The following is a 10,421-nucleotide window of genomic DNA, read 5'->3' on the forward strand; positions in this document are numbered from 1 at the left end:
CGACTTGGACTTGGATGGGCAGTGGGACGTAAAAAAGAGTCCCACAAGGAAGGCGGTGACTTTCATATTGCTGCAAGGCGAATGGTTTGAAGTGGATAAAATTGAAGGTCTTCTCTCCAAAACTCCATCGGCACTGAGGGAGGGGAAGCAATACAAATTCGACGGCAGCCGATGGAAAGCTGTTGAGTAGTCCGGCTGTCCCGCCAAGTGGTGTAAGGAAATCAGCCGCGCTCAGGCCGCGGCGGGGAGGGAGGCTTCGGCGGGGGCCGGAGCCGGCACGCGAGACGCGCGCGCCCCCCGAGACCAAGGGTCATGGCTGCGAGGGTTAAGAATGTGAACGAGGTGGGGTGGTTGCAAAGATGGTGAAAATATGGGTATGATGGAGGGAACATGATCGCCGAAGTGGAAGAGGTGACGGGCGAGGTGCGAACGCACGTGTGGGGGGCGGACTTGAGCGGCACCCTGCAAGGCGCGGGCGGCGTGGGCGGGTTGTTGGCGACGGTGATTCATAATGGGCCGGATGCAGGGGTGTTTTTTCCGGTTTATGATGGGAATGGGAACGTGATGGGGTATGTGCGGGGGGCGGATGGCTTGTTGGTGGCGCAATATGAGTACGGCCCCTTTGGCGAACTCCTCCGCGCCACCGGCCCCCTCTCCCAGACCTTCAACCCTCTCTTCTCCACCAAATACCACGACTGGGAAACCGGCCTCTACTACTACGGCTACCGCTACTACAATCCCACCACTGGAAGGTGGTTAAATCACGACCCCATCAGGGAAATGGGCGGCATCAACCTGTATGCCTACGTTTTGAACGACCCGTTGAACCTGATTGACCCGTATGGGCTTCACTGGACGGACTATATTCCTGACTTCCTAGTCGCGCCTGACACTGTGAATTTTGCTGCCGGCCTTGGAGATCATCTTTCTTTTGGTCTCACTGATTACGCCCGCGAGGGATACGGGATCAACGATGTCGTGGACAAGTGCAGCGGAGCTTACGGGGCAGGGACTGCAACGGGAGTGGCGTTCGATTTCGCAACGACTGGAGGATCTTTGGCGCTTTCAAAAAACGCAGCGAAAGTATCGGCAAGGCAGTTGGCCAAAGACCGCAGGACGGCAAGAAAGGTTTTGGACTTGGCAACTGGGGACGGACAGTTTGCACATCACGTCAACCCACTCAAAGGGCATCCAGGCGGAGCGCCAACATTGTTCCCAACGGCAGGACTGCCAAGCTGGCTAAAAAACCATCCAGGCAACCTGCAGGCTTTGAACGCAGCGGAACACGCCGCAGCTCATCAGGCACTACAGCGAGCAGAAGCGCTTGCCCGTGGGATGGGTTTGGCAAATCCGGCTGCGGCAGCAGCTCGAACGGGACTTTCGGCAGGCCGCTGCGGGTGTAACTGAAGCAACCATGCGAGCATGTGGTGGACACTGTTCATTATCGTTTGTCTGGTCATAGCAATGTGGGGATTTTCTTCATTCTGGAATGGTGTGAAAAAGGTTCGTGCCGCTGAACAGGAGGCAGAGAAGGAGATGGGGGGAATTACGCGCCTGAGCGCAGCCGAAGCGGAAGAGAAAGCCCAAAAGGTATTGGACAAGCAAGCGCTCACCCAGGACTGGCCTTCGCCGCCACCTGCTGAACTCGATAGTCGCATCAACCAACTCGACTTGGCCTTAAGCAGATTGCTTCGGAGATACCGGAAGATTGCATTTGAGGAATCCGGCACAGAAATCTCCGCCGAGCTTTTGCTGTCTGGCGATGCGCCTGCCGGTCTGTGGCTGGTTGGAATGAATCGTGCGAATGGCTACAAGCTGGCCGTGAAGTCTGAATCACCAATTGTTTACGAGATCGCGGGTAGTCGCATTCGTGAGCGTTATCCAAGCATTTTTCACTACTTCTTGCTCGTCGAGAGTGCCGATTGAACCGGCTGTCCCGCACAAACGGTGTAAGGAATCTAGCTCGCCTCAGGCCGGCTCGATAGAAGGTCGGCCACCCACGCGTGTGCTAGAGCGCTGGTTTCGCGGTGCGGGATAACGGTGGTGAACTGGGCTGGCGGGGAGGTGGATGAGTAACAAGTTGGCAGCAGGGAGGGAGGCTTCGGTGGGGGCCGGAGCCGGCACGCAGGACGCGTGCGCACCCCCGAGACCGAAGGGAGAGGCAAAGTGCAACAGCACAGATTTGCGCTATTATAAGGCGCGTGAGTGGCATGGGACACCGCCTGCGGAAACAAAGCCTGCTCTGCCTGGGCGCAGGGATGCTGGTGTGGGGGCACGCCTGCCTTGCGCCGGCGGCCGACGGGGCGGCGTTGTTTGCCAAGAACTGTGCGCCCTGTCACGGGCCCAAGGGCAAACCCAACGCCAAGATGACGCGCCTGCTGGGCGTGCGCGATCTCACCCAAAGCCGCATTGCCGAGGCGGAAATCGAGCGGCAAATCCTTGAAGGCCGCCAGGAGGGCGCGCGCCAGGTGATGCCCGCCTTCAAGGAAAGTTTGAAGGAGGAGGAAATCCGGGCGCTGGTGCAGCACGTGCTGCGCCTGCGCAAATAACCCTTCGGCACCGGGCCAAACTGCGCCCGCCCCTGCCGTCCTGCCCGGGGAAGTTTCGTTGCCGGCCGCGGCTTACAAGGCGCGCAAGGCCTTTTGCGCCTGACGTTTGGTTTGCTCGTTGGCGGATTTGTCCACCACCCATTGCAACGCTTTGCGCCGCAGCTCCACCGGCGCCTCCGCCAAGTCCTTGCGCGCCGCCAGCCCGGCCAAGGCCGAGCAGGCGTCCTCCGCCAGCGCTTCATCCGCGCCCAGCTCCATCAGGCGTTCCAGCGCCCCGCCGCTGGGGATGTTGCCCAGCACAGTCAAGGCCAGGCGGCGTTCCTCCGGCCGTTTTAAGAGGGGATAAAACGCGTTAAGTTTTTCCAGTTTGACCTGGGGGGTGAGCTTGGGATCACCCTGCAAGTATTGCAGGTACCCGCGCGCGCCCAGCACCTGGTGCAGCGTCTTGTTGCCCTCGCGCGCCAGGGTAAGCAGCGGTTCGGCCACCGCGGCATCCTCCGGCCAGCTATTGGGCCAGGTGGAAAGCGTCCGCACCGCCTCATCCTGCACCGAGGCATCGGCATCCTCCAACGCCGTACGCACCGCCGCCAGGGCCACCGGGCCGCCCACACTGGCCAGGGTGTGCAACCCCATCTTGCGCAAGGCCGGGTTCTGACTCTGCATCAAGACCATGAAATGCGGCTGGCAGGCGGCGCGTTCCCGCCCGCTGATGGCCAGCAGGGCCTTCTCCACCTCCGGCAGGTCCTGGCCCGTTTGCGTCACTCGCTGCACAAGCTGGCCGGCGTGCGACGCGCTGCCCAACAGGCCCACGGCGCCAATGGCGGCCGCCCGCGTGGCGGCGTCGGCGTCGCCGGTGGCGGCCATGATGGCCGGCAGGGCCGCCGTGGTTTGCCGCTGTCCGGCCAGCTCAATCAGCGCCAGCCGCAGCCGGCCGGTGGCCTTGGCCAGCCGCGCCGTCAATTGTTGATCCACCTCCTTGCCCGGGATGCGCGCCAGCGCCACGCGCGCCGCTTTGGCCAGATCCGCATCCTCCTCGCCGGTCAAATCCAGCAGGGTGGGCACGGCCGCCACCTGCCCCATGCGATCCAAGGCCGTGATGGCCGCCAGCCGCACCGGCTTGGGCCCGCTCAGCGCGGCCTTCTGGACGGTGGGCAGTGCGGCGGCATCCGCCCGGTCTGCCAGCACCAACAGCAGGAGGGGTTTGCGGGCGTCCGGCGCCTTGTCGAATTCGGCCGCAATGGCCTCCGTCACCTTGCGCCCAGGCAGCTCGCGGGCCGTTACCAGGCCGATGTTAAAGGCCGCGCGGTCCGCGGCGCGCAGTTGCTCCAACAACAGCGGCAGTCCGCTCACCCCCCGCGCCAGAATGGCCCCGCGCGTAGCCTCCATGATGCGCTGCTGCGAAACCGGCGACTTGCGGATCTGATCATACAATCGCACGGCCTCCCCGGCGTTGCCGGCGGCCAGCAGGCGCTCGGCACACAGCACGGCCCCTTCGGCAATGTCCGTCTTGAGCGCCAGCGGCGCCTGCTCCAGCGCCTGCGCGAGGGCTTTGGCCGCCGCCGTGCCGCCGATGTTGCCGAGCGCCGCCGCCGCTGCGCCCACCACTTCGGGATTTTGATCCTTCAACTTCGCCGTGAGCAGCGGCACTGCCTGCACGTCGCGCCGTCGGTTGATGGAATTGATCACGCCCACCAACAGCCGCCCCTCCAACCGGCCCGCCGCCTCGCGCAGCACTGTGTCCGCCGTGGAGTCGGGGATTGCTTCCAGGGCAATGCGCGCCCACGAGGCCAGCTCCTTGTCCGCCAGCAGCGGCGCCAGGGCCGGCACCGCCTCCCGGGTGCCTTTGATGGCCAGGAATTTGCAGGCGATCGCCTTGTCTGCCGGCGGCGCCTCCGAGCGCAGTGTCCGGATCAAGTCCGCCTCCGGCGGAATTACCGCCGCCGCCGCGGTCCAAGCAAGGCACAGCACGGCACTGCAAGCCAGGTTCAGTAAAATGCGTTTCATAAGCGTTGGCAAAAATCCCAAGTTCTTGTCAGTCTTTCATCCTCGTCCACCTTGCGCCCCGTTCACACCCGCCACGGCTCCCGCAGGGCCTCCGAACGCAGCCGGTTGGCCTCCTCATCGTTGAGGAATTCATTTTTCTTGGGGTCATACCGCACCTTGCGATTGAGAAAGAGCGAGATGTTGCCCGCATGGCAGGTGATGTGCGACCAGCAGGCCGCCTCCGCGTTGGCCCGCGTGCGCCCGCGGGATTTCACGCAATCCAGAAAGTCGCGCACATGGAAGTCTGCCGGGTAACCGCCGATCTTGGCGCCGCGGCCCACCAGCAGCGATTCCGCGCTGGCCACCATGTCGCCACTGTCGGCCGTCTCCACCCAGCCGGTGCTTCCCTCGAAGCGCACGGGACACGACCCCAGCGGCAGCCAGCCTTCGTTGCGCACGATCAACTTCACCCCGTTGGGATAGAGGGCATGAAGCTGGCCGTTCTTGGGCTCGTACTCCACCGCCGCGGTGTGATCACAATCCGCCGCCAACTGGCACAAGTCCACGCAATGCGAGCCCCATTCCAAGCACCCGCCGCCCACCAGCCCGCCGCCTTTTTCAAAGTTGAAGCCATCCAGCAGCCGCCGGTTGTACGGCCGCCACGCCGCCGGCCCCAGGTACAAATCCCAATCCACCTCCTCCTTGTCCGGCTCCGGCTCGGCGGGCAGCCAGCCGCTGGTCTTGGTTTCCAGCCCCATGGGATGCGCGTGCACGGTGTGCAGCTTGCCCAGCTTGCCCTGGCGCGCCAGATCAATGGCGAAGACAAAATTGGGCAGGCTGCGCCGCTGCGTGCCCGCCTGGAAAATCCGGCCGGTGCGCTTGAACACCTCGGCCAGCGCCAGGCTCTCGTCAATGTTCTTGGTGCACGGCTTCTCGCAATACACGTCCTTGCCCGCCCGCGCCGCCAGGGAGGAGGCCGCCGCATGCCAGTTCGGCCCCGTGGCGATCAGCACCGCGTCAATGTCCTGCCGCGCCAGCAGCTCGCGCAAATCGCGGTACGTCGCGCAATCATTGGCCTGATAATGCGCGTCCACCCGCTTCTTCACCGCGTCGCGCCGGGCGGCCTTCACATCCGCCACCGCGATGAAGCGCACATCCGGCTGGTGCAAAAACACCCCCAGCACGTAATTGCCGCGGTTGCCGATGCCGATGCCGCCCATGACAATCCGCTCGCTGGGCGCCACCCCGCCATCGCGGCCCACTGTGGCCCCCGGCACCACCTGCGGGGCGGCCAGCAGCACCGCCCCCGCCTTGAGCGAGGCGCCCAAAAATTGACGCCGGTTGAACACCGGCCCCCGCCACGGGGCCGGCCGGGAATGGAGTTTCTTTTGCATAAGCTTCATCATGGTTTCGGGCTTTTCCTGAAGTGGCGCCGCCCTTATTTGGCGCGCACGTCAAACACCACCAGATCCCCCGGGCTGTTGTTGCGCGCATAAAGGCGGCCGTTGACCAGCACGGGCATGGTCCAGCATTTCTTGCTGTCCAAAATGTTGGCGCGCGCCAGCTCGCGATACCCCTCCGGCGTGGCTTCCGCCACAAACAGCCGCCCCCGATCGCCCAGCCCCACCAGCTTTCCTCCCGCCACCATCAACCCGCCAGTGGTCAGGCCGGACTGGCTCCATTTGGTTTCGCCGGTGCGAAAATCCAGGCACTTCAACGAGCCGCCCCCGGTCTGGCCGTCGAATCCGTACAGGTAATCCCCCACCAGCACGCAGTTGGCGAAGTGATTGCGCATGTTCTTGTTCTCCCACAGCGTCCGCACCTGATTGCCCTTCACCTCCAACAGGGCGCAGCCCCGGTTGTATCCGGAGGAAATGAATACCTTGTTGCCCACAATGATCGGATCGGCGGCGTTCACGTCCCAGTCCGTCTTCCACGGATGCTCCCACAACACGCGGCCATCGGCCACGGCCACCGCCAGCACCGAGCTGGCGGAAAACAGCGCCACCGCCCGTGTGCCCTCGTGATTGAAGGGCACGGGTGTGGAATAACCACAGGTGCCCTCGCTCTTCCACACCAGCGCGCCGGTGTCCTTGTGGAACGCCATGCCGCTCTTGCCGGCGTTGACAATGGCCAGATTGCCTTCAATCAGCACCGAGCCGCTGAAGCCCCACGTGGGGCGTTTGGCCCCGGCGTCTTCCATCACATTCTTCGACCACACCACCTTGCCCGTGGCGGCGTCCAGCGCGTGCAAATGCCCAAACCGGCTGAAGGTGTACACCCGGCCGCCGGCCACCGTGGGCGTGGCGCAGGGACCGCCCTCAAAATTGCGCGGGTCCAGCTTGCAGGGATACGAGTAGCGCCACAGCTCCTTGCCGCTTGCCTCGTCAAAACAATAAACCAGGTCCGTCTCCTCCTTGTTACCCATGGTGTACACCCGCCCCTGGCTCACCGAGACAATGCAAAAACCGGTGCCAATCTCGGCCTTCCACGCCACCGGCGGGCCGCCTTCCGGCCATTGCGTGCGCCAATCTTTCTCGGGCGAGATGCCATCCTGCCGCGGGCCGCGGTACATGGGCCAGTCGGCCGCCGGGGCCGTCAGAGTGCCCAGGGTGCTGACCAGAAGCATTGCCGGAAGAAGTCCTTTGAACAAACTGCGCTGCGGATGCGTCATAATCTTTTGCTGATGGTTGAACAATGGCAGCATCATTTTTGAGACGCGGCCAAATGTCAATTCATTCAACCCGGGCGCCAGGGCGGAAGAAAAGAACGTGCCGGCGCCCCGGATCCCTGCTAACCTGAAGCAACATGAAACCGAATCTTCGGCAGCAACCAGCCGCCCGCGCCGCCCGCGGCGGCCTCTCCATGCGGGCCGTGGCCTTGCTGGTCCTGGGGGCGGCCGCCCTCCTCGGCGGCGGCGCCGGCTACCTCTACTTCCGCGAGCATTTCACCACCCCGGCCAGCACCGAGCCGGATCCCCCCAATGTCTCCTATAAAAAATGGGAGAAAACCAGCAACCTCTACGTGAAAATCGAACCCACTCCGTGGGAACGCCGCCTCGGCCGCAACCTCCATCGCGTCGCCTACCAGGCCGCCACCAATCTCGTCTGCCAAACCCTGGCCCGGCCCGAGACCGCCCGCTTCCAACCCTACTCCCAGGCCAAAATCACCGGCGTGGACTGGCGCTTCCTCGTCAAGTGCGACTACACCGCCGTCAACAAATCCGGCGAATTCCACCAATACGATTTCCGCGCCTTCCTCAAGCGCGACACCAACGAGGTCTGGACCCTGGAATACCTCGACAAGGATAAAGAGGACGGCACCAAAAAATCCGCCAAGCCGAAAAGCAGCGAGTGAAGGGCCTCCCCGCCCTCCCCATGAATCCGCAGCCTGTCCCCACCCCGGCCTGGTTGGACCCCACGTGTCCACGGCTCTTTTACCCCATCACCAACCTCATTGAACGGCTGGACTGGTCCCGGCTCTTTCTCACCCCGCAGCCGGTGGAAGTTGAGCTGGGCAGCGGCGACGGCTCCTTCCTGGCCCACTACGCCCGGCTCCATCCTGACCGCAATTTCCTGGGCGTCGAGCGCCTCCTGGGCCGCGCCCGCAAACTCGAGCGCAAAGCCCTCCGCGCCGGCCTCACCAACCTGCGCATCATCCGCCTCGAAGCCGGCTATCTGACCGAGTACCTCCTGCCCGCGGGCACCGTGACGGTGTTTCACATCTACTTCCCCGATCCCTGGCCCAAAAAAAAGCATCATAAAAACCGTCTTATTAACGCGCGTTTCGTGCGCCTGCTCGGCCAGGCCCTGCAGCCCGGCGGCCGCGTGCATCTGCGCACCGACGATGCCGGCTATTTCCAATGGATGCAGGAGGCCTTTGCCACCCATCCCGGCTTCCAGCCCCAGACGCCTCCGCCGGAGCTGCTCGCGCTCAAGACCGATTTCGAGCTGGAGTTCAACCAGCGGGGCATCCCCACCCTCGCCCTTTCCTACCAGTGGCAGGGGGAAAAGTCGGCCTAATCCAACCGGCACGCCCCACGACCTCCCTTTTGCGAGGCGCCGCGCGCCCCGGGCCGGCCTGCGCAGCCGGCCCAAGCCAGGCGCCAATCCCCGCCCCCCGGCTTCAGCCAGCCCACGAAAACCAGCCGGGCTGAGTCCCGGAAAAACACCCGCCCCACCGGGCCAAATTCTTTTTGCCACCTTTGATGTTAACCACACAACAATGCGCAAAAAGGATTGAACACTGGCGGATTTTAGGGCATCAAACCCGCATGTCCTGCGCGAGGCAGTGGCGAGGGCCATCCTGCGCCGGGACGGGCAGGGGTAAGTCCATTCCATGGCGGCAGGGGATGGAACCCCCACCCGCATTGCGACTTTAACGTTGCCGCGTTCTGAGTGGGCCGCCCGCAACGGCGGGCAACCGGGCGGCGGACGGCCCGGGGAAAGGATCGTGAGACTGTGCCTTGGGCATTGATGGCAGCCCAGATGGAGCTGATCTCCATCTGGACGTGGGCAACCACGGAAGCAAAAATCATCATCATCCTGTTGATTGTGCTCTCCATCACCGCGTGGTCGGTGATGGCGGCCAAGGCCCTGCAAATGCGCCGGGCCAAAAAACTCAACACCTTCTTCTCCGCCGAATACCGCCGGCAGCCCAATGTCCTCGCCGTCTATGATCGCCAGGTGCCGGTGGAGGGTTGCCCGCTGTATTCCGTCTATCTTGAAGGATGCTCGGCCCTCGAGGCGCGCCTGCGGCTGCCGGAGGGGCAGGGACGCAAAACGTTTATTTCCTTGAAAGCCATGGAGCACGTCAAACGGGCGCTGGAAAGCGCCGTGGCCTCGCAGAGCCTGCAACTGGAAAGCGGCCTGATCACGCTGGCGCTGGCCGTCAGTGGCGCCCCCTTTCTGGGCCTGCTGGGCACGGTGTGGGGCGTGATGAGCACCTTCAGCCATGTGGCCCTCAAGGGCGAAGCCACCCTCGCCACCATGGCCCCCGGCGTGGCCGCCGCCCTGATCACCACCGTGGCCGGCCTGCTGGTCGCCATCCCCTCCATGTTTGGGTATAATTACCTCGTGCACAATCTCCGCGCCATGACGGTGCAGTTGGACAACTTTGCCCAGGACCTCGCCTCCCGCATGGAGGCCGAGTACCTGGAGGAAAAATAACCGGCCACACCATGCGGCGTTTTTCGCAAAGGAACCCGTTGGTCACGCTGAGTGAAATCAACATCACTCCGCTGCTCGACCTCGCCTTTGTGCTGCTCATCATCTTCGTCATCACCACGCCCCTGCTGGAAAAAAGCATCCGCCTCAACCTGCCCGAAGGCGGGCGCACCGAGGCCCAGCGCCCCAACCGCGATGACATTCAAACCGTCGAAATCTCCCCCACCGGCCAGTACCGCCTGCGCGGGCGGCCCATGACCCTGCCCCAGATTGAAGCCGAGCTGGTGCGGGCGTTCCGCGCCAATCCCAACACCATCGTTTATGTGCGCGCAGACCAGGACGGCCCTTACAAATACGTCGCGGCGCTGATTGACCTGTGCGAGCGCCGCGGCATCACGCGCCTGAGTCTGCGCACCCAGGGCGAACCGCGGTAACATGGAACCCCTCCAGAAAAAATGTCTGGTCGTTAGCGCCGCCATCCACGCGGTGCTCCTGGGCGTTTTGCTGGTCGGCTCCGCCTTCCACAAGCCCCCGCCCCCGCGCGAAATCATCCCCATCAAGTATTTCAGCGGCAAACTGGTGGATAGCGTGCTCAACGGCGGCGGCGGTGCGCCCCAAATGGTGCGCCTGCCCAATCCCCCCCCCCCCCCCCCCCCCCCCCCCCCCCCCCCCCCCCCCCCCCCCCCCCCCCCCCCCCCCCCCCCCCCCCCCCCCCCCCCCCCCC

11 protein-coding genes are annotated in these 10,421 nt (G+C 64.0%); 8 read left to right on the forward strand and 3 right to left on the reverse strand.

Going from position 1 to position 10,421, the window contains the following annotated elements:
• The 4 genes from N3J91_15485 to N3J91_15500 all read left to right on the forward strand — a co-directional run.
• A partial coding sequence (locus N3J91_15485; GenBank protein ID MCX8157816.1) for a hypothetical protein occupies window positions 1–190 on the forward strand: 190 nt, incomplete at its 5' end.
• Window positions 191–390: 200 nt separating this feature from the next.
• A complete protein-coding gene (locus tag N3J91_15490; GenBank protein ID MCX8157817.1) occupies window positions 391–1,407 on the forward strand; it encodes an RHS repeat-associated core domain-containing protein in 1,017 nt (338 codons plus the stop codon).
• A gap of 15 nt (window positions 1,408–1,422) precedes the next feature.
• Window positions 1,423–1,926, forward strand: coding sequence for a hypothetical protein (locus tag N3J91_15495; GenBank protein ID MCX8157818.1), 504 nt, complete (start codon window positions 1,423–1,425; stop codon window positions 1,924–1,926).
• A 284-nt stretch (window positions 1,927–2,210) separates the two neighbouring features.
• Window positions 2,211–2,549: a c-type cytochrome gene (locus N3J91_15500; GenBank protein ID MCX8157819.1), complete on the forward strand. Its 339-nt coding sequence runs from the start codon at window positions 2,211–2,213 to the stop codon at window positions 2,547–2,549.
• A gap of 72 nt (window positions 2,550–2,621) precedes the next feature.
• Here the strand turns inward: N3J91_15500 and N3J91_15505 are convergent, their stop codons facing one another.
• The 3 genes from N3J91_15505 to N3J91_15515 all read right to left on the reverse strand — a co-directional run bounded on the left by N3J91_15505 (window position 2,622) and on the right by N3J91_15515 (window position 7,206).
• Entirely contained in the window at window positions 2,622–4,553 is a 1,932-nt protein-coding gene (locus tag N3J91_15505; GenBank protein ID MCX8157820.1) for a HEAT repeat domain-containing protein, read from the reverse strand.
• A 62-nt stretch (window positions 4,554–4,615) separates the two neighbouring features.
• Window positions 4,616–5,926, reverse strand: a complete 1,311-nt coding sequence (locus N3J91_15510) for a Gfo/Idh/MocA family oxidoreductase (GenBank protein ID MCX8157821.1) — start codon at window positions 5,924–5,926, stop codon at window positions 4,616–4,618.
• Between the two features lie 44 nt (window positions 5,927–5,970).
• A complete protein-coding gene (locus N3J91_15515; protein MCX8157822.1) occupies window positions 5,971–7,206 on the reverse strand; it encodes a PQQ-like beta-propeller repeat protein in 1,236 nt (411 codons plus the stop codon).
• A 134-nt stretch (window positions 7,207–7,340) separates the two neighbouring features.
• On the opposite strand from N3J91_15515, the gene N3J91_15520 reads away from it, so the two are divergent.
• The 4 genes from N3J91_15520 (at window position 7,341) to N3J91_15535 (ending at window position 10,131) form a co-directional block, all read left to right on the forward strand.
• Window positions 7,341–7,889 (forward strand): hypothetical protein, encoded by a 549-nt coding sequence (locus N3J91_15520; protein MCX8157823.1) that lies wholly within the window; start codon window positions 7,341–7,343, stop codon window positions 7,887–7,889.
• Window positions 7,890–7,909: 20 nt separating this feature from the next.
• The gene (trmB, locus tag N3J91_15525; GenBank protein ID MCX8157824.1) at window positions 7,910–8,554 is read left to right on the forward strand and encodes a tRNA (guanosine(46)-N7)-methyltransferase TrmB; all 645 of its coding nucleotides are present in this window, start codon (window positions 7,910–7,912) and stop codon (window positions 8,552–8,554) included.
• Between the two features lie 438 nt (window positions 8,555–8,992).
• On the forward strand, window positions 8,993–9,700 hold the full coding sequence (locus N3J91_15530) for a MotA/TolQ/ExbB proton channel family protein (GenBank protein ID MCX8157825.1): 708 nt from the start codon (window positions 8,993–8,995) through the stop codon (window positions 9,698–9,700).
• Between the two features lie 11 nt (window positions 9,701–9,711).
• On the forward strand, window positions 9,712–10,131 hold the full coding sequence (locus N3J91_15535; GenBank protein MCX8157826.1) for a biopolymer transporter ExbD: 420 nt from the start codon (window positions 9,712–9,714) through the stop codon (window positions 10,129–10,131).
• Window positions 10,132–10,421 lie beyond the last annotated feature (290 nt).

The sequence above is a fragment of the Verrucomicrobiia bacterium genome, from assembly GCA_026414565.1.
In the GTDB taxonomy this organism is placed as follows: Bacteria; Verrucomicrobiota; Verrucomicrobiia; order Limisphaerales; family Fontisphaeraceae; genus Fontisphaera.